At 39.5% G+C, this 22,260-nt stretch carries 22 protein-coding genes and 1 pseudogene; 21 read left to right on the top strand and 2 right to left on the bottom strand.

Annotated elements, in window-relative coordinates:
• Positions 1-80 precede the first annotated feature (80 nt).
• On the top strand, positions 81-776 hold the full coding sequence (mtnN, locus tag ACFW0C_RS03080) for a 5'-methylthioadenosine/S-adenosylhomocysteine nucleosidase (RefSeq protein ID WP_378105297.1): 696 nt from the start codon (positions 81-83) through the stop codon (positions 774-776).
• Between the two features lie 130 nt (positions 777-906).
• Here the strand turns inward: mtnN and ACFW0C_RS03075 are convergent.
• Positions 907-1,169 (bottom strand): annotated as a pseudogene (locus ACFW0C_RS03075) (ISL3 family transposase); the annotation flags it as partial.
• Positions 1,170-1,562: 393 nt separating this feature from the next.
• Here ACFW0C_RS03075 and pyrF point away from each other — a divergent pair.
• The 17 genes from pyrF to ACFW0C_RS02990 all read left to right on the top strand — a co-directional run bounded on the left by pyrF (position 1,563) and on the right by ACFW0C_RS02990 (position 18,608).
• Positions 1,563-2,270, top strand: a complete 708-nt coding sequence (pyrF, locus tag ACFW0C_RS03070) for an orotidine-5'-phosphate decarboxylase (protein ID WP_378105295.1) — start codon at positions 1,563-1,565, stop codon at positions 2,268-2,270.
• Between the two features lie 12 nt (positions 2,271-2,282).
• Complete coding sequence (gene pyrE, locus ACFW0C_RS03065) at positions 2,283-2,924, top strand: orotate phosphoribosyltransferase (RefSeq protein WP_378105294.1); 642 nt, start codon at positions 2,283-2,285, stop codon at positions 2,922-2,924.
• Between the two features lie 129 nt (positions 2,925-3,053).
• Positions 3,054-4,352: an MFS transporter gene (locus tag ACFW0C_RS03060; protein WP_378105292.1), complete on the top strand. Its 1,299-nt coding sequence runs from the start codon at positions 3,054-3,056 to the stop codon at positions 4,350-4,352.
• Between the two features lie 170 nt (positions 4,353-4,522).
• Positions 4,523-4,891, top strand: coding sequence for a YbaN family protein (locus ACFW0C_RS03055; RefSeq protein WP_378105290.1), 369 nt, complete (start codon positions 4,523-4,525; stop codon positions 4,889-4,891).
• Positions 4,892-4,910: 19 nt separating this feature from the next.
• Positions 4,911-5,855: an FAD:protein FMN transferase gene (locus ACFW0C_RS03050; protein ID WP_378105583.1), complete on the top strand. Its 945-nt coding sequence runs from the start codon at positions 4,911-4,913 to the stop codon at positions 5,853-5,855.
• Positions 5,856-5,891: 36 nt separating this feature from the next.
• Complete coding sequence (locus ACFW0C_RS03045) at positions 5,892-6,497, top strand: NADPH-dependent FMN reductase (protein WP_290490672.1); 606 nt, start codon at positions 5,892-5,894, stop codon at positions 6,495-6,497.
• A gap of 19 nt (positions 6,498-6,516) precedes the next feature.
• Positions 6,517-7,797, top strand: a complete 1,281-nt coding sequence (locus ACFW0C_RS03040) for an NAD(P)H-dependent oxidoreductase (protein WP_378105289.1) — start codon at positions 6,517-6,519, stop codon at positions 7,795-7,797.
• Between the two features lie 269 nt (positions 7,798-8,066).
• A complete protein-coding gene (gene fba, locus ACFW0C_RS03035) occupies positions 8,067-8,921 on the top strand; it encodes a class II fructose-1,6-bisphosphate aldolase (RefSeq protein ID WP_378105287.1) in 855 nt (284 codons plus the stop codon).
• 444 nt (positions 8,922-9,365) lie between these two features.
• The gene (locus ACFW0C_RS03030; RefSeq protein ID WP_378105285.1) at positions 9,366-10,646 is read left to right on the top strand and encodes a UDP-N-acetylglucosamine 1-carboxyvinyltransferase; all 1,281 of its coding nucleotides are present in this window, start codon (positions 9,366-9,368) and stop codon (positions 10,644-10,646) included.
• Between the two features lie 216 nt (positions 10,647-10,862).
• On the top strand, positions 10,863-12,152 hold the full coding sequence (gene rho, locus ACFW0C_RS03025) for a transcription termination factor Rho (protein ID WP_378105282.1): 1,290 nt from the start codon (positions 10,863-10,865) through the stop codon (positions 12,150-12,152).
• Between the two features lie 111 nt (positions 12,153-12,263).
• Positions 12,264-12,530: a type B 50S ribosomal protein L31 gene (locus ACFW0C_RS03020; RefSeq protein ID WP_003142271.1), complete on the top strand. Its 267-nt coding sequence runs from the start codon at positions 12,264-12,266 to the stop codon at positions 12,528-12,530.
• Between the two features lie 215 nt (positions 12,531-12,745).
• Positions 12,746-13,132 (top strand): RidA family protein, encoded by a 387-nt coding sequence (locus ACFW0C_RS03015; protein WP_378105280.1) that lies wholly within the window; start codon positions 12,746-12,748, stop codon positions 13,130-13,132.
• A gap of 274 nt (positions 13,133-13,406) precedes the next feature.
• The gene (locus ACFW0C_RS03010; RefSeq protein ID WP_378105279.1) at positions 13,407-14,246 is read left to right on the top strand and encodes an ABC transporter permease; all 840 of its coding nucleotides are present in this window, start codon (positions 13,407-13,409) and stop codon (positions 14,244-14,246) included.
• Complete coding sequence (locus ACFW0C_RS03005; RefSeq protein ID WP_378105277.1) at positions 14,246-15,049, top strand: ABC transporter permease; 804 nt, start codon at positions 14,246-14,248, stop codon at positions 15,047-15,049. Before ACFW0C_RS03010 ends, ACFW0C_RS03005 begins: the two co-directional genes overlap by 1 nt.
• Positions 15,049-16,104 (top strand): ABC transporter ATP-binding protein, encoded by a 1,056-nt coding sequence (locus ACFW0C_RS03000; RefSeq protein WP_378105276.1) that lies wholly within the window; start codon positions 15,049-15,051, stop codon positions 16,102-16,104. The genes ACFW0C_RS03005 and ACFW0C_RS03000 overlap by 1 nt, the downstream gene beginning before the upstream one ends.
• A gap of 53 nt (positions 16,105-16,157) precedes the next feature.
• Positions 16,158-17,252: an extracellular solute-binding protein gene (locus tag ACFW0C_RS02995; protein WP_378105274.1), complete on the top strand. Its 1,095-nt coding sequence runs from the start codon at positions 16,158-16,160 to the stop codon at positions 17,250-17,252.
• 15 nt (positions 17,253-17,267) lie between these two features.
• Entirely contained in the window at positions 17,268-18,608 is a 1,341-nt protein-coding gene (locus tag ACFW0C_RS02990) for an amidohydrolase (protein ID WP_378105272.1), read from the top strand.
• A gap of 130 nt (positions 18,609-18,738) precedes the next feature.
• On the opposite strand, the gene ACFW0C_RS02985 is transcribed toward ACFW0C_RS02990, so the two are convergent.
• Positions 18,739-19,203 (bottom strand): GNAT family N-acetyltransferase, encoded by a 465-nt coding sequence (locus tag ACFW0C_RS02985; protein ID WP_378105271.1) that lies wholly within the window; start codon positions 19,201-19,203, stop codon positions 18,739-18,741.
• Between the two features lie 262 nt (positions 19,204-19,465).
• On the opposite strand from ACFW0C_RS02985, the gene cysK reads away from it, so the two are divergent.
• From cysK to ACFW0C_RS02970, 3 genes are all read left to right on the top strand, one after another.
• Positions 19,466-20,386: a cysteine synthase A gene (cysK, locus tag ACFW0C_RS02980; protein ID WP_378105269.1), complete on the top strand. Its 921-nt coding sequence runs from the start codon at positions 19,466-19,468 to the stop codon at positions 20,384-20,386.
• Complete coding sequence (epsC, locus tag ACFW0C_RS02975) at positions 20,376-20,939, top strand: serine O-acetyltransferase EpsC (protein WP_378105581.1); 564 nt, start codon at positions 20,376-20,378, stop codon at positions 20,937-20,939. Before cysK ends, epsC begins: the two co-directional genes overlap by 11 nt.
• 544 nt (positions 20,940-21,483) lie before the next feature.
• The gene (locus ACFW0C_RS02970; protein ID WP_378105266.1) at positions 21,484-22,188 is read left to right on the top strand and encodes a class A sortase; all 705 of its coding nucleotides are present in this window, start codon (positions 21,484-21,486) and stop codon (positions 22,186-22,188) included.
• The last annotated feature ends 72 nt before the right edge of the window (positions 22,189-22,260 follow it).

The following is a 22,260-nucleotide window of genomic DNA, read 5'->3' as shown; positions in this document are numbered from 1 at the left end:
TCAAAACTATATTGAAGAAAAATTTGAAGGAACAAAAGTGGAAGTAACCACTCCGATCGCAGAGATATGGGGGAACTAGGATGAGAATAGCAGTAGTTGCAGCAATGGAAGAAGAGTTGGCACCTTTTCGTAACTTTTATACTTCCACGGTTATTTGGCAAAAGGGAAAAACAATCATTGAAAAGGTTCATGAAGACTTATATTTGGTAGCATCAGGGATTGGTAAAGCCAATGCAGCCGCAACTGCTGCCTGGATTTGTGAGCAGCTATCGTTAGATCTCCTGATAAACACGGGGTCTATCGGTTCCTTCCGTAAAGAGCTTCCTCTGGGAAGCATTGTTTTCACTGATCGCTTCGTCTATAGTGATGTGGACGCAACAGGGTTTGATTATGCTTATGGTCAGATACCGCAAATGCCGGCGGACTATCCTGTTTCAAAAACGATTCTGGCGGCAATTAAGCAAGTGTTTACCCAAAATCAAATTTCTGCCTTTCAAGGAACAATTGGGACAGCTGATTCCTTTATGAGTGATGAATTAGCTGTTTCAGCAATCAAACAGGCATTCCCCTCACTTACAGCATCTGATATGGAAAGTTGCGCGCTGGCGCAAATCGCAAGTTTTTATGAGATTCCGGTAATCAATGTCAGAGGGATTTCAGATCATGTAGGGGAGCATGCACCAGCTACTTTTGATAACAATCTTGAGTTGGCTTCCAATCAAGCATTTCATGCAGTTCGTAGTCTAATCGATTTTTGGCAACAAGAACCAAACTGATATAAGCTTAGAGAGATTCGTATGAGAAGCATAGGGAACATTTTCTGTTTTTTTAACGAGCTATTTCTGACAAGCGAGCATATCGTGTAAAAACGGTTATTAGTTAGAGTTGCACTCGGTACGCTATTTCCAAAATATTGGAATTGGAATTACGAAAGTCGTCATCTAAGGTTTCTGGAGGTTCTACTAATCAAGGAGAAAAATGAGTCAGAGCCCCTATCTTAAAAGGCTTCAACTAATTCATAATAAAGGATATGCCTCCTTCTGGAGCATAGAAAAGCCAAGAAATCAAACAATCATCATTGCTTCAGTGAGAAATGAATATTTTGGTGCTCGGAAACTTTTCCATGGTTTGTATTTATAGTGGTTGATGCTTGCACGATTTTTTAACAATGATATATCAGTCCAATAAATTATAGAGTCTATTTTTGTACGTTTTGTATAAGAGAACGGATATTTTTATTTAGATATCCTTGTCTTATCAAGCTTTCATTTGAATTTTAAATATTTATTAAAATATATGTTGACTCTTTCTTTCTAAGTCGGTACAATAGCCAACAGAGTAAAAACAGGGGAAACTGCACTAGCGTATGGATGCCCTGCACATAAGAGCTGTTCGCTCACAAGAATAATCATTTTATTTTGTCAGTGAACAAATTTTAAGACCAGCATCCGCTAGTATATAATCAGCAACCTTGTTTCGTTGTTGGTTATTTTTTTTGCCCATTTTTAGATAAATGAGAGAAAAATGAATAAATAACAGAAAAATATGAGAGGAAGTGCCATGTGAATCCGAAGAAACCAATTATTGCCTTAGATTTTCCTAATCAAGAAGAGGTATTTGCGTTCCTTGATCAGTTCCAAGGTCAACAACTAAATGTAAAAGTAGGTATGGAATTGTTTTATGCTGGTGGGACAGCTTTCTTAAAAGAGTTACAAGCAAAAGGCCACGATATTTTCTTAGACTTAAAATTACATGATATTCCTAATACGGTTGAGCGCGCAATGGCCATTTTAGCGAGTACTGGTGTCGCAATGGTTAATGTACATGCGGCAGGTGGGAAAGAGATGATGCAAGCAGCGCTTCGTGGTTTAGAGGCAGGTTCGACAGGTAAACGACCTATGTTAATTAGTGTAACTCAATTAACGTCCACTTCTACTGAACAAATGAACGAAGAACAAGGCATTCCAGGTGAAGTATTGGATTCAGTATTGCGCTACGCTAAATTAACGAAAGCAGCAGGACTTGATGGTGTGGTTTGTTCACCTCTTGAAGCGGCGGCTATTAAAGAAGCTTGCGGGGAAAACTTCCAAACGATTACACCGGGTATCCGCCTAGCGACTTCTGTGGCAGATGACCAAAAACGAATCATGACACCAAGCCAAGCAGCCAAAGGTGGTTCTGATTATATCGTTGTTGGACGACCAATTACACAATCGGATAACTCAAAAGTAACTTACGATCAAATCACAGCTGATTGGTCTGGACAATAAGGAGGGTGCAAGATGACAGTAGAAAAAGCGGATTTAGTAGCACAAAAATTACTAGAAATTAAGGCAGTAAACTTTAGCCCTGAGGCACCATATACTTGGGCTAGCGGACTTAAAGCACCGATTTATACAGATAACCGATTAATCATGTCATACCCGAGTGTGCGTTCAACAGTGGAAGATGCTTTGGCTGAATTAATCAAAGAAAACTTCCCTGACGTAGATGTGATTGCAGGTACTGCAACTGCTGGTATTCCACATGCTGCATTTGTAAGTGAACGTTTAGACTTACCAATGATTTATGTGCGTTCTTCTGCTAAAGATCACGGTAAACAAAATGCTATTGAAGGTGCTTTAGAAGCAGGCGCAAAAGTAGTGATCATTGAAGACTTGATTTCGACTGGTGGTAGCGTGATTACTGCAGCTGACAAGATTCAAGAAGCGGGCGGAGAAGTTATTGCAGCAGTAGCTATTTTTGACTATTTATTAGCAGCTTCAAAAGATGCTTTTGAAAAAGCGGGCTATCCATTAATGACTTTGACAAACTATGTGAAGATTTTGGATTACGCAGTGAAAGATCCTAAATTATCACCACATTATGACAAGTTGATGGAATGGTACAAAGACCCTAAAGCTTGGTCTAAAAAACACGGTTAAGTTGACCTAACCTACTATATAAATAACAGCTTTACCAAATTTACGTCCTTATTTTTTTTTGCCCATTTTTATTTTCACGGTGATTGAATGAGGGAATTACACCAGTTTTACCAAAAAAGGAGCACAAAAATGGAAAAAACAATCGAAAAAAATGCATTACAAGCGGAAGATCACAAGTTAAACAAATCGCAACGAAATGCCTTGATTGCGGCTATTGTTGCATCAGGGACAGATGATTTGAACGTGATGTTCTTATCATTTTCAATGTCATCTATCATTAGCCAATTAGGGATTTCAAGTGTAGCTGCTGGTTGGATCGCAACAATTACCAACTTAGGGATGCTAGCTGGAGGTTTACTATTCGGTGTCTTAGCTGACCGGTGGGACAAGATGAAGGTTTTCTACCTAACAATTCTTACTTTTTCTATCGCAACAGCTTTAATTTTCTTTACGCCAAATATTCAATACCTATACTTATTACGCTTTATCGCAGGTATCGGGGTTGGTGGTGAGTATGGGGTAGCCATCTCGATTATGGCCGGACTTGTCCCTGCTAAACAGTTAGGCCGGATTTCATCATTGAACGGGATTGTTGGTCAAATCGGTTCTATCAGTTCGGCGCTTCTAGCAGGTTTTATTGTACCAACACTTGGTTGGAGAGGGTTATTCCTATTCGGTATTCTACCAATTCTAGTGGTAGTATGGGCGAAATTAACTATTAAAGAAGATGAATTAGGGATTAATACAGATGAAGTCACAGAAGACCTAGTAGATATTAATGAAAATGATAAACCTTCTATTAGCGAATTATTTAAGACACCAGGTCAAACCTATCAAACAATCATCTTAATGGTGATGACAACTGTACAAATCGCTGGTTATTTTGGGATGATGAACTGGTTACCAACTATTATGCAAGAACAAGTTGGTGTGACGGTTTCTGGGTCCTCTACTTGGATGGTAACGACGATCTTGGGTATGTGTTTAGGGATGCTAACATTTGGGCAAATTTTAGATAGATTAGGGCCAAGATTGTCTTATGGTATGTATTTAATTGCATCAGCAGTTTCAGTTTACTTGTTCACTTTTGCCAACTCAGCTATGACCATCTTAATCGGTGGTGCCGTCGTTGGTTTCTTCGTAAATGGGATGTTCGCAGGCTACGGGGCGATGATTTCACGTCTTTATCCATTTAAAGTGAATGCGATTGCCAATAACACGATTTTAAACGTTGGACGTGCAGTGGGTGGTTTTTCATCAGTTATCATTGGTTTCATCTTAGATGCTTCAGGTGTAGGTATGGTCATGCTTTTCTTAGCAAGCCTTTATCTAGTTAGCTTTATCGCTATGATGAGTTTGCCACAACTAAAACAAGCGAACTATGAACAACATCAATTAAATATTCGTCATAAGGCGCTAGATAAGTAATACAATTTGGTTCAAGATTGATAATAAAATAAGACATATTTTAGAGGGTGCAGCACAAATGTTGCACTCTCTTTTTAGTATTTGAATATTTCGTTGACGAAATAATTGTAAATTGGTAATTTGAGGTAGACCTATCATGTGATTTTTTTCTCAAGAAGTGAGGGATGGAAATGAGGACTATTAAAGAGAAGTTTTTTCTAATATTGGGCTTGTTAAGTGTGGTACTAGGGAGTGTAGGAGTCGTATTACCTGTTCTACCGACAACCCCTTTCTTGTTGCTTGCTGGCTGGTTTTTCACGCGAAGTTCACCGCGATTTAAAAACTGGTTAGAATCTACTCGTTTGTATGAAAGTTATGTTGGCGAATTTAAGCGACAAGGTGGTATCAGCAAGCGCAAAAAAATTCATATACTAATGACAACATATCTTGTGATGGGTTTATCAATGTTACTTATGCCTTTAAAAGGTGTACAAATTTTTGTAAGCGTTTGTGGTTTAGTTTTTGGTTACTGTCTACTATTTAGGGTGGAAGAGGTTTAAGGAGTTGGAGGCTAGTGATTTGGACTTTGAGCAACGGCATTCTATAAATTTGATGGGTACGACGATTGACCTGATGGTTGACCATCCAAATAGTCATTCTTTATTACTTGCTGCAGTCCAGCGTTTGTTTCAATTGGAAGCGCGTTTTTCAGCGAATGACCCATCTTCTGAATTAATGGCGGTTAATCAAATGGCAGGATTAAATGCTGTACGCGTTCATCCAGAGTTATTTCATCTCATTCAAATTGGTAAAAAAGAGAGTATTGCATCGGGACGAAAGCTAAATATAGCTATTGGCCCTTTAGTTAACTTGTGGCGGATTGGTTTTTCGGATTATCGTAAACCTAGCCAGCAAGATATCGATGATCGCCTTACTTTAGTAGACCCGAATGAAATTCATCTGGATGAAATAGAGAAAACAGTTTACCTTGCTAAGCCAGGTATGTCGATTGATTTAGGTGCGCTTGCAAAAGGGTATGCAGCAGATCAAATTATCGCCTATTTCAAAAATCAAGGCGTAACCAGGGCATCTATTAATCTTGGTGGTAACCTTAGATTCTATGGCCATCGACCCAGTCATATTGAAAGTACACAATGGCGTATAGGTATCCAAGATCCTGACCAAACCCGTGGTTATAACAAGGCCATTGTCGATTTAAGTAACCGATCGGTTGTAACGTCTGGGGATTACGTACGCGTATTCGAACAGGATGGACATCTTTACCACCATATTTTAGATTCCACAAACGGTAAGCCATTTCAAGCGGACGTTCGCAGTGTCACTGTGGTAAGTGAATCTTCGTTAGATGGTGAAATTTGGACTACTCGATTGTTTCCCTTATCTAAGGAAGCAATTATAAATCAAGCAGAACAAATAGAACAGATTGAAGTGTTGGTTGTTGACCAACAGGGACAAGTCACCTATACATCTGGTTTAGAGGGCAAAGTTGAACTTATTTGTTAGCAGGTTATATTTCTACTATAGAAAGGACAGAAAATCATGAAGCATATTATCGGAATCGTAGGGACAAATTCTAAGAAATCTACTAATAGAAAACTTCTTAAATATATTCAGAAACATTTTGCAGATCAAGCTGAAATTGAATTATTGGAAATCCGTGATTATCCAATATTTACTAAACCAGAAGATAAGACACTTCCAAATATTGTTGAAGAGGACGCTAAAAAAATCGAGCAAGCAGATGCGGTCATTATTAGTGCTGCAGAATATAATCATTCCATTACTTCTTCACTAACTAATGCCTTACATTGGTTAAGCTATTATATTTATCCCTTAGCAGATAAACCAATTATGATTACTGGTGCCTCTAACGGTCGTTTAGGATCTTCTAGAGCACAAATGCACTTGCGCCAGATTCTAGACTCACCAGATATTAGAGCACGTGTGATACCAAATTCAGAATTTCTATTAGGAAATTCTTTACAAGCTTTTGATGATGATGGTGATTTAAGTGACCAAAAATCTGTTAAACAATTAGAAGATATTTTTAAAGAATTTATTCAATTTATTGATCATACACAAGAATTTACGCAGCTAAGAACTGAGACAAAAGCAGCTGCTGAAAACTACGAGTGGACCAAGTAGAAAGGACTAGGGTGACAAAATGAAAATTGTTGGAATTGTTGGCTCAACTGCTGAAAAATCATATAACCGTTTATTGTTACAATATATTCAAAGAGAATTCACTGATTTATTTGATCTAGAGATTCTTGAAATTGACCAAATACCTTTATTTAACCAAGATAACCCGGAGTTAGCGACAGAGGGGCCTGTTCATACATTGAATCGGAAGATCCGACAAGCAGATGGTGTGATTATTGCTACAGCGGAGCACAACCATACAACGCCAGGACCTTTGAAGAGTGCATTGGAATGGCTATCCTTCACAATTCATCCATTGAAAAACAAACCTGTAAAAATCATCGGTGCTTCTTATCTAGACCAAGGAACATCACGATCACAATTACACTTACGTCAAATTCTTGAGGCACCCGGAATCGATGCCTTAGTAATGCCAGGTCAAGAGTTCCTATTAGGAAATTGTAAGGAGGCAATCAACGCTAATGGTGATTTAGTTGAACCTAGCACTGTAAGTTTCTTGAAAGGTAGCTTAGAGAAGTTTATGAAGTACGTTGAATCTGTTCAACCACTTAAAGATAACCCCATATTCCCTGAGGAAGATTTAACTGCAACTAAGCATTGTGACACAACCATTGAAGGTGTAGACATGACCGCACCGGATTGGGTTGAGCAAGCTGCAGCAAAAGTGGGCGCTGTCGAAGGTGATACCTATGTGAAACTGGATAGAGGATTGTTAACAGTAAACCAATTAAACTGGTTCTTAAAGACTATCCCTCTTGAATTGACTTATGCAGATGAGAACAACCAGTATATTTACTATAACCGAGTGAAACCTGGTCAAGACATGTTTGCTTCTCGTTACGAAAAAGATGTTGGTAGCCCACTTGGTGCTGTTCACCCACCACGTGCTGTGAAGAACGTTTCTTGGGTAATCTCTCAATTGCGGTCAGGAAACAAGGAAGGTGTTCATGTACACGTACCAATTCATAAAGATCATTATGTTGTCCATAATTATGTAGCTATTCATGATGAAGATGGTAAGTATCGTGGAATCAACGAGCATGTTTTAGACTTGCAACCTGTAATTGAGTGGTATCTAGAACAAACAGGACAAAAGGTAGTGAAAATTGAGGAAGATACAACTGATGCTTCAACTAGCGCTTCAATGAATGGTGCATGGAGTCACGATGATAAAAACGCTGTGGAAGCTGATGCTAAAAGTGGTGCAAGTGATGCAGAAGTAGCTGATACAACCACTGCAGCTATTGGTACTGATGAAGATTCGAGTGCTAGCCAGTCTTAGTCAGTCTTAGTCAGTCTTAGTCAGTGTGATAGCCAGGTTTAGGAGGAAATGATCATTTTCAGTCAAACAAACCTATAAAACGACTAGGGTTATTATTGCAAAAATTGTATGAGCAGAATAATAAAGGTAATGTATACGTTTGCTGATTGTTATTTTATGGCAACAATTAATATTTATTTTTTTATGAGACAAAACTCTTGTAAAATGCAATTGATAAGGGTTACAATAAGCACGAGCACATCAAAATTAAAAATCAGGGGGATCTATTTATGCCATTAGAAAACATGGTCGACATGCTGACAAAAGCGAAAGACGGTCAATATGCAGTAGCACAATTAAACATTAACAACTTGGAATGGACTCAAGCTGTTTTAGAAGCAGCCCAAGCAGAAAACTCACCAGTAATTTTAGGTGTTTCTGAGGGTGCTGGTAAATACATGGGTGGCCCAGAAGTTGTTGCCGCTATGGTTAAAGCTTTAATTGAAACAATGGAAATCACTGTTCCTGTTGCATTACATTTAGACCACGGTTCATCTTTTGAAACTGCTAAACGTGCAATCGACGCTGGATACACTTCAGTAATGATCGATGGTTCTCATCACCCAATTGAGGACAACATCGCTATGACTAAACAAGTTGTAGAATACGCACACGAACGTGGCGCTTCTGTTGAAGGTGAAATCGGTACTGTTGGTGGTACTGAAGACGGCGTTACTGCTGGTATCAACTACGCAGATAAAGAAGAATGTAAACGTATCGTTGACGAAGCTGGTATCGATGCATTAGCTGCAGCCTTAGGTTCAGTTCATGGTCCTTACTCAGGCGAACCTGTTTTAGGTTTCGATGAAATGAAAGAAATTTCTGAATACACAAACACACCATTAGTATTACACGGTGGTTCAGGTATTCCAGAAGAACAAATCAAAAAAGCTATCGAACGCGGTCATGCGAAAATCAACGTAAATACTGAATTACAAATCGTATTTACTGCTGCAGTTCGTGAAAACTTAAACAACGATGACAAAGTATACGACCCACGTAAAGTTTTAGCACCAGGTAAAGCTGCGATCGTTAAAACAGCACGTGAAACATTACGTATGTTTGGTTCATCAAACAAAGCATAATTCATTTTAGCCAGTGAATTTTCGCTTTATATATCCTTTTTCGAGCAATGACCTTTTGGTTGTTGCTCTTTTTTTGTACTTGAAATCCTCAAATTTACGTGAAATTGCCCTTTTTCCAAGTTGTTTAAATCTATCGGATGAATATTGGTTAGTTCGTGGGTTATAATAAATTAAATGGCTCCTATAACTGATTGTATATATGTCAAATTTTACATAGAAGTTAAAAAAACCATTAAAATTGGTGGGGACGGTAGTTATATCATAGAGAATTATGTATAATCAATCTTGCATTATCTATCATAGAATCGGGAAAGTATGCAAAAATAGCATGTGTGACGAGTATAGGTAATTAATGAACAAATAAGAGCTAGACTATGTAATTAAAAGAATGAAAACATAACGTAAATAAAACAAAAATGAAAACGATGAGTGAGGGGTTTTATAATGGAAAAATTTATCATCAAGGGTGGTAATCCGTTAAAGGGTGAGATTACGGTTTCTGGAGCGAAGAATAGTGCAGTAGCGCTAATTCCTGCAGCGATTATGGCGGATTCACCGGTGGTAATTGAGGGCGTACCGGAAATTGACGACGTGTTCGCTTTGATTGAAATTTTGAAAGATTTTAATGTGGACGTTGATTTCAATGACCATGTGATGCGTATTGATCCATCGAACATGGAAAATATCCCAATGCCTGATGGTAAGATCCAAAGCTTGCGCGCGTCTTACTACTTCATGGGTGCCTTATTAGGTAAATACGGTGAGGGTGTTGTTGGTTTACCAGGTGGTTGTAACTTGGGGCCTCGTCCAATGGATTTACACTTAAAAGGTTTTGAAGCTTTAGGTGCTGAAGTAAGCAACGAATTAGGTGCTATGCATTTAACAACTAACGGTAATGGTCTTACAGGTACTGAAATTTACCTAGATGTAGTCAGCGTCGGCGCAACCATCAACATTATGTTGGCAGCTTCTCGCGCTAAAGGGATAACTGTCATTGAAAATGCAGCCCGCGAACCTGAAATCATTGATATCGCTATGTTATTAAATAAGATGGGTGCTAAGATTAAAGGTGTGGGTACTTCTACTATCCGTATCGAAGGCGTGGACGAGATGTACGGTGCTTCTCACCAACAAATTCCTGACCGTATTGAAGCAGGTACTTATATTGCAGCCGCTGCGGCAGTTGGCCAAGGGGTTACTGTCAAGAACGTCATTGCTGAACATATTGAAAGTTTCCTAGCGAAATTACGTGAGATGGGTGTCAAAATGGACATCAGCGATGATGCTATTTACATTCATCCAAATGATGGTCAATTAAAAGCTGTAGATATTAAAACAGCGCCATACCCAGGATTCGCAACTGACTTACAACAACCTATTACGCCATTATTATTAACAGCAAATGGTAACGGTAAATTAGTGGATACGATTTATCCAAAACGTGTGAAACATGTACCTGAGTTAGCGCGTATGGGTGCAAATATTGAAGCACAAAATGATCAAATTACTTACAATGGCCCTAACCAATTAACAGGTGCAACTGTAACGGCTTCAGACTTACGTGCTGGTGCTGGTCTAGTAATTGCTGGGTTAATGGCTGAAGGTGAAACTGAATTATATGGTGCCGGTAATATTTTACGTGGTTATGACCATATCGTTGAAAAATTGTCAGCTTTAGGTGCTGATATTCAATTGGTACAATACGATTATTCTACAGTAAACTAATGTTGTCGCTGTAGTGATGCATGTTGGGGCTGTGGCAAAGGTGTCGCAGTCCTTTACATTTTTACCCAAACAACAAGCAAGTCCTCTCTTAACACTTCTTAGACCCAAGGAGCTGCTGGCTTCATAATAGCTAGCGACATCTTTTTGCACTCAGCTTCTAGGCGGTCGTCCTTTTCCAGAAAGTAACTAAGTATTAATAGAAATGAAGGTTTTTTTATGTCAGATAATGAGCAAGAACACGTGAAGTTGCATAGTTTGCAGGCTATGACGTTGAAGGAGATTTACCAGTATGCGAAGGCGTATAAGGTCCCTTATTATAGTCAAATGAATAAGAAGGAGCTGATTATGGCTGTCTTGCGGGCGCAAGAGGTGAGTCAGGGCTTTATGAATGTCGAGGGTGTGCTTGATATTACGGGGGCTGATTTTGGTTTCTTGCGGTCGATTAATTATTCGCCTAGTCAGGAGGATATTTATATTTCAAATTCTCAGATTCGCCGGTTTGGTTTGCGGAATGGGGATTTAGTTTCGGGTACAGCTCGTCCACCTAAGGCTTCTGAGCGGTATTTGGGTTTGATGCATGTGTACGCGGTGAATGGTAAGGACCCGGATGAGGCGAAGGAACGGGCGCATTTCCCGGCCTTGACCCCTGTTTATCCGAATGAACAGTTACGGTTGGAGTCAACGCCTGGACGTTTGTCAGCGCGGATGATTGATTTGATTTCGCCTGTTGGTTATGGTCAACGTGGTTTGATTGTGGCACCCCCTAAGGCTGGTAAGACGGTCTTGATGAAGGAAATCGCCAACGGGATTACAGCTAATAATCCGGATGTTGAGTTGATTATGCTGTTAATTGATGAGCGTCCTGAAGAGGTGACGGATTTAGAGCGGTCAATTGATGGGGAAGTGGTTTCTTCTACTTTTGATCAACGACCTGAAAACCATGTGCGGATTGCGGAATTGGTTTTAGAACGGGCGCGTCGCTTGGTGGAAGATAAGCGTGATGTCGTTATTTTGATGGATTCAATTACGCGTTTAGCCCGTGCTTACAACTTGGTTGAGAAGCCGAGTGGCCGGACTTTATCTGGTGGTATTGATCCAGCTGCATTCTATAAGCCGAAGAAATTCTTTGGGTCAGCCCGTAATATTGAAGATGGGGGCTCCTTAACTATTCTGGCGACAGCTTTAGTAGATACTGGTTCTCGTATGGACGATATGATTTACGAGGAGTTTAAGGGTACGGGTAATGCGGAGATTCACTTATCTCGTGACTTGGCAGAATCTCGTGTCTTCCCAGCGATTGATATTCGTCGTTCATCTACTCGTAAGGAAGAGTTGTTGCATGACGAGTCGACCTTGAAAGTTTTATGGAAATTGCGCCAGACGATGAAGGGCGATATGTTGGTTTATACCAATGAAATGCTGAAAGAGATGAAGAAAACTGAAACCAATGATCAGTTTATTGACCGGCTTGATGTCTTTTTATCCAAAGGAAAAAAACAAGGGTAAATCATAAATATCTACTTGAAAGTGATAGTGCATTGTGATAGACTACTCGTGTTATGTTAAAAATAATCTCTGGGCTGCAGAAGTTCAGGGCGAAAAGGAGAGTATGTACAAATGAAACAAGAGATTCATCCAGATTACCATCCAGTAGTATTTATGGATACAAGTACAGGATACAAATTCTTATCTGGTTCAACAGTTCATTCTGCTGAAACAGTTGAGTGGGAAGATGGTAACACTTACCCATTAATCCGTGTTGAGACTTCATCAGACTCACATCCATTCTACACTGGACGTCAAAAATTCACACAAGCAGATGGTCGTGTGGACCGTTTCAACAAAAAATACGGTTTCAAAGACGAAAACGCAGAAGAAGCATAAAAAGACTGAATTTATCAGTTTTCAAGGGTATCCATGTTGGATATCCTTTTTTTATGTATTTAAATTTAGGGCATCATATATCTAATGTTTATAATGATGATAACCCTAAAAGGTGGATAGGGATACTTTATGTTTAATTTAACCATCGACAATTCTCCTAAATTAGTAAATAATAGATATATAAGATTAAAAAATTATTAGAGGAGATGTTATCTATGACAAAAAAAGCAATTGCAACTGAAAATGCACCAGCAGCTCTGGGGCCATATTCTCAAGCCGTTAGTGTGAATGGTACTGTTTATGTGTCTGGACAATTACCAATTGATCCAGCAACGGGTGAATTTGCGACTACTGATATTCAAGGGCAAACCCATCAATCATTAACCAATATTCAAGCTATTTTAGCGGAAGCAGGATTGGATATGTCTAATGTAGTAAAGACAACAGTTTTATTAGATAATATCGATGATTTTGCGGCTATGAATGAAGTCTACGCTGAATTCTTTACAGGTGTAACGCCTGCTCGTGCAGCTTTTGAAGTTGCGGCAATTCCTAAAGGGGCACTAGTAGAAATTGAAGCGGTTGCTGTAGCAGAACAATAATTGAATAACACCAATGTATTTTGAAAGAGTAGTTTTCCTTGGGGAGGCTACTCTTTTTTTGATGGCTAGAAGAGCAATTTGATGGATTTGTCGCAAGTGACATAATGTTCGTTTTTAATCCGTTGTATCTGTTGGTATATGAAATAGGTAAAATACAAAAGGTTAAAACCGAACAATGTTATAATAAATACGTATAATATTCATAATTTTATTGTAATCCGTTCGTGTTTGTGCTTAAATGATTAGTATGTTTTAAAAGAAAGGAAGAAAAATAATGCACAAAGTAAGTCGCACGATAGCACTACTACCAACCCTTATATTGGTAATTGTGTTCTTGCTAATTCCTTTAGCCATGCTATTTGTGACCACATTTGTCACCGAATCTGGTAATCCAATTGAATATTATCGTTCGTTTTTTGAAAGTAGCTATAGTTTGAATGTCTTATGGCGAACACTTTATATCGCTTTGACTGTTACGGTGATTTGTATCATTTTAGGGGTACCGACTGCCTACTTCATATCTGGATTGAATAGTCGATGGAAGAATATCATGATGGCAGTTACTGTTTTCCCTTTATTAACCAATTCCGTGGTTCGGAGTTTTGCTTGGATTAATATTCTTGGACAAAATGGCGTGGTCAATCAACTCTTATTATCGTCGAAGATCATTGATCAATCTTTAAGTCTCTTGTATACCGAGTTTGCGATTATCATCGGTTCTGTTTATTTGTTTCTACCAACAATGATTACTTCTTTGGTGGGGGTTATGGACAATATTGATGATGAAATTGTTGAAGCTGCTGGTAGTTTAGGATTAAACCAACTTCAAGTGTTTATCAAGGTAGTTGTACCGCTAAGTGTTTCGGGCATGATAGTTGGGTCTATTCTAGTTTTTACAGGTACCCTAACAGCTTATACCACACCGCAACTATTGGGAGGCAATCGTAATATGGTCTTGGCTACATATTTAAGACAGTCAGCGATGACGCTTGGAGATTGGCAATTAGCCAGTGTGATTGCAGTGATTATGGTTGTGGTAACAGTTCTGGTTATGTGGCTATTGAATAAATTAGCTGCTCGTCTTGATCGACGGTTGTATGAGGAGGAAAACTGATGCGAAAATCTAAATTACTCCTTTTGATAGCTAGTATGGTGTTTATATTTCTGTTGATTCCTTTAGTCGTTATAGTAGTGACATCTTTTGGGACTGCGGCAACTATTCAATTCCCCATTCAAGGTTTCACACTAGATTGGTATCTAGTCGTCTTTCAATCAGAAACTTTTAAGCGTTCCTTTATGACGAGTTTAATCGTAGGCCTTGTGGCAGTAATTGTTGCCCTTCTTATTGGCATTCCGGCAGCTTATGCGCTGGAAAAGGGAAACTTTAAAGGGAAAAACTTCCTTAATAATATTTTCCTGTCACCCACTTTAGTTCCGGGTATGGTGATCGGGTACGTATTAATGCAGCTGGTTACCGTTCAATTTCAATTATCTATTATGACTGGATTAATCATGAGTCATTTAATTATTTCCATTCCTTATGTGATTCGAGTTGTTGGATCAGCCTTACAAAATATGGATGATTCATTGGAAGAAGCAGCATGGACGCTTGGATTAACTAGGACACAAGCTTTAATTCAGATTGTCTTGCCTAATATTCGTTCAGGAATCATGTCTGCATTTTTATTGGCGTTTATCAATTCTTTTAACAATATTCCAGTTTCCATGTTCTTGTCGGGTCCAGGTGTTTCGACGCTACCGATTACCTTAATGAGCTATATGGAATTCAACTATGACCCGTCTGTTTCAGCTTTATCCACATTATTAATGGTAGTGACTATTGTGTTAATGGTGCTAGTAGACAAAACGATTGGCATTTCTGCCATCAACCAAACCAATGATGAAGGAGGCCAATAATGGCTTTTGTAGAATTAAATAATATTGGCGTTTCTTATGATAAGAAAGAGCATTATGTTCTTGAAGACCTTTCTATTGAAATCAAGCAAGGAGAATTCCTTTCTTTACTTGGTCCTAGTGGTTGCGGGAAGACGACAACATTGCGTGTGATTGCAGGGCTAATCAATCCGCAAAAAGGGCAATTCATTCTAGATGGTGAAGATATGACGGATGTGCCCGTTCATAAACGCGGCTTTGGAATGGTTTTTCAAAGTTATGCTTTGTTTCCACATTTATGTGTCTTTGACAATGTTGCTTTTGGTTTAAAAGCAAAAAAAATTGCGACAGCAGTGATTGAAGAAAAAGTACAACGTTTTATTGAAATTTGTGGACTTAAAGGCTTTGAACAACGTTTTCCAAAACAATTATCTGGTGGTCAACGACAACGTGTAGCCTTAGCTAGAGCGCTAGTTTTAGAACCCAAGTTATTGTTATTGGATGAGCCGTTATCCAATCTAGATGCGAAACTTCGTGTAACGATGCGTCAGGAAATTCGCCGTATTCAACAACAATTAGGGATTACAACTATCTTTGTGACCCATGATCAGGAAGAGTGCTTCTCTATTTCTGACAAGGTAGCGATTATGAATCAAGGGGTTATTGAGCAATTCAATACACCAGAAGAAATCTACCGCCATCCTAGAAGTCATTTCGTAGCCGACTTTATTGGTTTTGAAAACTTCATTACTGTAACCAAGGAAGGCAGTGCATATATTGATAATAAAGGTCAGCAGTTTGAAGTCGATGCAAGTGATGAGACATCTACTGCTGGTCAAGTCGTTTTGACCATTCGCCCAGCTGACATTCAAATGAGGGCAGATGACGCTATCCCAGGAAGTAATCAAATTCGTGGAAAAATTCGTGTTCGGACCTATCTTGGTAGAGGGTATCAATATGAAGTAGCAAGTGAGCAAGGTAATTTTATTGTGACGACTGCTGATAGTGATTTATTTGAGGTTGATCAAGAGGTTACACTTACCTTACCAAGCGACCGAATGATTATATTGGCTAAATAATTGACAGAGAATGACTAGATACAGCATTGATATATAAAGAGGAGAATAATCTTATGAAGAAAAGTATTTTAACTTTAATTGGCGTTCCAGCTATTTTATTAACTTTAGCAGGTTGTGGCAATTCCGCGGCTAATCTTGAGAGTTCGTCTGCAAGTTCAAGTGAAACTGCTAGCAATTCTGGTGAGGCTGGTCAGTTTACTTTATCTACTTTTGGCTTAAGCCAAGATATCGTTGAGCAGGATGTTACAACACCTTTTGGGGAGAACAGTAACTATGATGTTGTTTTAGAAGTAGGAAATGCGGCAGAACGCTTGTCTAAAGTTGAAAGTGGCGCTTCTACAGGGATAGATGCAATTGAGTTATCTCAATTACAAGCAGATCAAGGTGCTAGTGCAGACCTTTTTGACACTGTAACTGAAGAACAGGTACCAAATATTGCGAATTTATCTGAAGGTGCTAAGGAAGTATACGAAAATGGTGCAGGTGTACCGTATACAGTCAATAGTATTGGGATTGTTTATGATCCTGACGTAGTTGGGCATGAAATTGAAGAATGGAACCAATTATGGGACGAGGAATATGCAAGTGCCATCTCTATTCCAGATATTTCAACAACTTTTGGTCCAGCGATGTTATATCTAGCGAGTGATTATAAAGATGCGGACATTACTTCAGATAAAGGAGAAGCAGCATTTGTGGGATTAAGTGAATTATCACCAAATGTAGTCAAAACTTACGAAAAATCTTCAGATCTAGTTAATATGTTCCAAGCCGGTGAAATTGAAGTAGCCGTTGTTGCTGACTTTGCCTATGACCTTATCAAAGAAAGTAATCCAAACGTTGAATATGTGGTGCCAGAATCAGGTACTTATGCTAACTACAATACGATTAATATCCCAACTACAGCTGAAAACAAAGAAGCAGCATATGCTTATATTGACTGGAGAATTTCTCAAGAATTACAATCTACTACTGCAACTTCATTAAACGAAGCACCCGTAAATGCGACGGTTGAATTATCTGAAGAAGCTGCTGCCAATAAAACTTATGGGGCTGTGGCTGAACGTGCGCAGTCAATTGACACGAAATTTGTCAACGAGCAAATGGCAGATTGGTTAACTAAATGGAATGAAACCTTGAACAAATAGCGAGGAGTTTTATCGATGAAGACACTCATAAAAAATGCATGGATAGTCACTATGGATGATGATTGGAATGATTACCCCGAAGGCTTTCTACTAATTGAAGATACAGTGATTCAAGATCTTGGGACAATGGCCAAATATGATGACACATATCCGGATGCTTTTGAAGAGGGTATCAAGGTGGTAGATGCTGCTGGTGGACTCCTGATACCTGGAATGATTAACACGCATTGTCATATGGGTATGATTCCTTTTCGGGGATTAGGCGACGATATGAAAGATCGGTTATTCCGGCTTTTGTTACCATTAGAGCGTAGTCTGACAAAAGAATTATGTTGTGCATCTTCCAAGATGGCTATTGCAGAAATGCTACAATCTGGTATTACGACTGTTTTTGATATGTATTTCTACGAAAATGACGTAGCAGAGGTAGCTGACGAAATGGGAATACGTGCCTTTCTTGGCCAAACTGTTCAATCGTCTACTTCGTGCGAAAATTTAGACGAAATTAATTATGGCATGAAGCTCTTACCTGAATTCATCGAAAAATGGCGTAACCATGAATTGGTGAAACCAGCGATTGGCCCACATGCGACTTATTCAGTTGACCTACCAGTCTTACAAGAAATCGCTCAAATTGCGAAGGACAATGATATCTTATATGGGATTCACATGTCGGAAATGGACCAGGAGATGGCGGAATTTAAGGAAAAATATCAATCAACACCAGTTCAGTATTTAGCTGATCAAGGCGTTTTGAATGATCATATGGTTGCTGTACACTGCATTCACACGAATGAGAAAGATATAAAAGTACTAGACCAATACGGCGTATCCGTTGCCCATTGTGTTGTGGCGAATACCAAGTCAGCTAAGGGTGTGGCACCTATTCAAAAAATGCTTGATGTAGGTGTGACAGTTGGTTTAGGAACAGATGGACCAAGTTCGGGCAATGTCTTAGATATGTTCAATCAAATGCGTACAATGGCTTATGCGCAGAAAACAGCTAATAAAAACCGGTCAGCTTTTCCCGCTAAAGACATTTTTTACCTAGCCACACGTGGTGGGGCTAAGGCTTTGCACATAGAAAATAAGGTAGGCCAATTGTCTGTAGGTTATCAAGCAGATGTTACCTTATTGGAAACAAATTCTTTTAATATGTTTCCGGTATACGATCCTTATTCAACGATTGTTTACCAAGGGAAGTCAGAGAATGTCCAAGATGTCTGGGTTAATGGCGCCCATCTAGTTGATAATGGTCAATTAACTCGAGTACACCAAGAAGAGATGAAACGAGAAATTTCAGCGGTAATGGATGAGTTTGTAGCGACAGCAAAAGAAATGCTAGAAGAAGTGTAATTGAAAGAAGAATAGCTATGTATAAGTAAGGGTGCTGGTGAAGAAATTCGTCAGCGCTCTTTTTTGATAGTAGAAATCTTTTTTCAAAAAAGCGACTTAACATGTCCGTTAAGTCGCTGTAGTAACCAATCTATAAAATATCTTCTAAAGTCGTTTTAAAGGTCTGCATACCCATTTTTTCATAGAAAGATATGGCTGAGTCGTTGAAGGCCCAAACGTTTAAGGTGATGCGGCGGCAACCTGTATCGGCGGCTAATTCTTTAGTGGCTTGGTAAATTTTTTGGCCGACGTGTTTACCACGGGCATTTTGATCAACACAGATATCATCAATGTATAAGGATTTCTCGCCAACTAGAAACGCACTTTCAGCGGTTTCTTGGAAGATACCAAACATGTAACCAAGTACATGATTATCTTCAACAGCGACTAAAATTGGACGTTGTGGATCTTCAATAATGTTCGCAATTTCATCCGAAGTATACTTAGGCGCTTCCTTCAGGATGTCTGGCCGAGCTTGGTGGTGAATCCAATTGACTTGTTCTAGTAGTTTTAAAATATCAGGAATATCTATACCCTGTGCGAATCGAATATCCATATGTACCTCCAAGAGATTTAATAATTCCATGATACGCCTTTAATCCGTATTGTCAAAATGGTTATCCCCCTTTCCTGATAGACAAATACAATCAAAACCCTTCAATTATTCAGTAGTCCTAAAGTGAGCAAAGCAATTGCTAATGGCCTATGAAAAGGGTACCATACGGTTAGAAAGAAAACCTTGTCTTTCAAAGGACTAATTAAAGACCTAAAGGCAAGATTTGAGATGATAACAATGATTTTATATATGGAGGAATTTTATGTTATTTGAAAATATTGTAGACGCGATTGGTTATACACCCTTGGTCAAAATTAATGGTTTAGATGCAGATTCTGCCGATATCTATGTTAAGTTAGAGAAGAATAATCCATCAGGTTCGGTAAAAGACCGTCCAGTAAAATACATTGTCCAAGACTTGTTGGATTCAGGCAAAGTATCAGTTGGCGGAACGATTGTTGAATCAACTTCTGGTAATACGGGTGTTGGATTAGCTATGGTTGGTGCGGCTTTAGGCATTAATGTCGTGATTGTGATGCCAGAATCAATGAGTATCGAGCGTCGTCAATTGATCCAAGCTTACGGTGCGGAACTGATTTTGACAGATAAATCTGGTGGTATGGCATTGGCTGGTGAAACCGCTGAAAAAGTTGCGGCTGAACGTAATGGTGTGGTCTTTGGTCAATTTACAAACGGAGCCAATGTGACTGCCCACGAGGAAACAACTGCCAAAGAAATCTTAGCTGACTTACCGAATGTTGACGGCTTTGTGGTTGGTATCGGTACTGGTGGTACGGTTTCAGGTGTTGGTCATGTCTTAAAAGAGAAGAATCCAGCTACTGTTATTTGGGGTGGTGAGCCAAGTGATTCACCGCTATTAACTGAAGGTAAGGCAGGCCCTCATAAGATTCAAGGATTAGGTGCCAACTTTATTCCTAAAGTCTTAGATCAATCTATTTTAGACAAAGTAGCGACTGTTTCAAATGAAGATGCGATTGCGGCAGCCAAAGAATTGGCGACTTCTCAAGGAATTTTCGCTGGTTTCTCTTCAGGTGCTAACTATGTAGCGGCGAAAGCACTCGCTAAAGAGTTAGGTAAAGGTAAGGTTGTTGTCACCGTATTACCAGATTCAGGTGAACGTTACCTATCAACCGGCCAATTCGGTGATGGGCATGCTGAGTGATGAATTAAACGAAGCCCACCGCGACTTCGCTCAATATATCTATGACCATGATCCAGCGCCCCATTCCTTAGAAGAAGTCTTTCTATATCCAGGTTTTCAGGCAGTGGTCCGCCATATCGCCGAGCGGGACTTGTATTTACAAGAAGACTATTATGGTGCCCGGAAAATGGCAGAAGCCACCCGAAAGGACACGGGGATTGAAATCCATCCTGGTGCCCAAATTGGGGAAAACGTCTTTATCGACCACGGCATGGGCGTTGTCATTGGGGAAACAGCTATTGTTGGCGACCGGGTCAAGTTGTACCACGGGGTCACTTTAGGTGGGACTGGCAATGACAAAGGGGCAAAACGCCATCCGACCATCCAACATGACGCTGAAGTGGGTGCTAACGCCACTGTTTTAGGTAATGTCACAATTGGCCACCATGCCAAAGTCGGGGCCAATGCAGTTGTGATTCATGATGTGCCACCCTATGCGACGGCCGTTGGGGTACCTGCTCGCATAATTTTACATGACAAGAATTGGAACCGGATTGGTGAATACAGTATTTAACATAAGAGATGTGACAAAAGTCGCTAAGAATTGACGCGCTGGACCAAAAGCCAAACAATTACTGCAAGTAATTGGCGTATTTTGGGAAGTGTCGGATAATGCTGACTTTTGGAACCCGATAGTACAAGTATTTTCAAAATGGGGATAAGTTTCATGACTCAGTGGATATGTGTGGTTAAAACCACCTTCATCCACAGTATAATAGGAAAAAGGACACTTTGTAAGGTAAAAGTGTCCTTTTTTCTGCATTTTGTGTATGAGTCTGTGGATTTGTGGATAAGTATGTGGGTAAATGGGGGTATTTTTGTGTAAAATCTGTGTAAACGTCTGAATACTTATCAACAAGTTGTGGGAAACTTGTGCAAAAACAGTTGAAAACTTGATAAATAAGGGTGGTATTTTTCAAATGGTGTGAATAAGTTGTTGGAAAGTCAAAATTCTGTCTGTGGATGGAATTTATGATAAAGGCTTGGATAGCGGATGGTTGTAAAATGTGGGATAATGAGTCTAGAGCTTAATGTGAATTGGAAGTAGGTGTCTAGTGATGAGAAGATTGGGCTTTCGCCGGTTTTTAGGACTGATATTATTGGGGATTGGGATAGTCATTATGGTCAGCCAAGCTTGGCCAGTGGTTCAGGCGTATTTAAACCAGCAGGATGTGGCGGTAGCAAATTATACGGCAGAAGAGTTACAAGAAAATGCGTCGGACCAGTCAAATGGCCAGTTTGATTTCAATGAGGTCCGCAATGTGTCGGCGGCAGAAGTCAACCAAGTGCGGTCAGATATTGAATCTGGAAATGCAGACTTGGATATTTTGGGTGCTGTCGCTATCCCTAATGCCAATTTAAATACCGCGGTCATTAAAGGCATGTCTGATGCGGCTATGGTGTCGGGTGCAGGGACCATGTTTCCAGACCAAGTTATGGGCCAAGGGAATTATACCTTGACTAGCCACCATATCGGCTACGGGACAGATATCTTACTGAATAACATTTCGGATTCAGTGACGGTTGGGGATAAAATTTACCTGACAGATTTGACCAACGTTTACGTATACGAGACTTTCTTCGTTGAAGCAGTGAATCCTGATCAAGTGCAATATATTTCGCAAGAAATGACGGGTGATCCTATTATCACCTTGATGACGTGTACAGCTGATTTGACCCAACGGTGGATTGTCCAAGGGAATTTAACCGAAACAGTGGCTTTCGGAGAGGCGCCAGCTGAAGTGCAATCATTATTTCAATAGTACATACCAATAATGATAAGATAATAGAAACAAAAAACGGCTAGCCCAGTTGAAAGGGTTAGCCGTTTTTTT

This window comes from Aerococcus sp. NPDC058936, assembly GCF_042741995.1.
Taxonomy (GTDB): domain Bacteria; phylum Bacillota; class Bacilli; order Lactobacillales; family Aerococcaceae; genus Aerococcus.
Note: the sequence above shows the minus strand (reverse complement) of the source record. Positions and strands in the feature narration are given on the sequence as shown.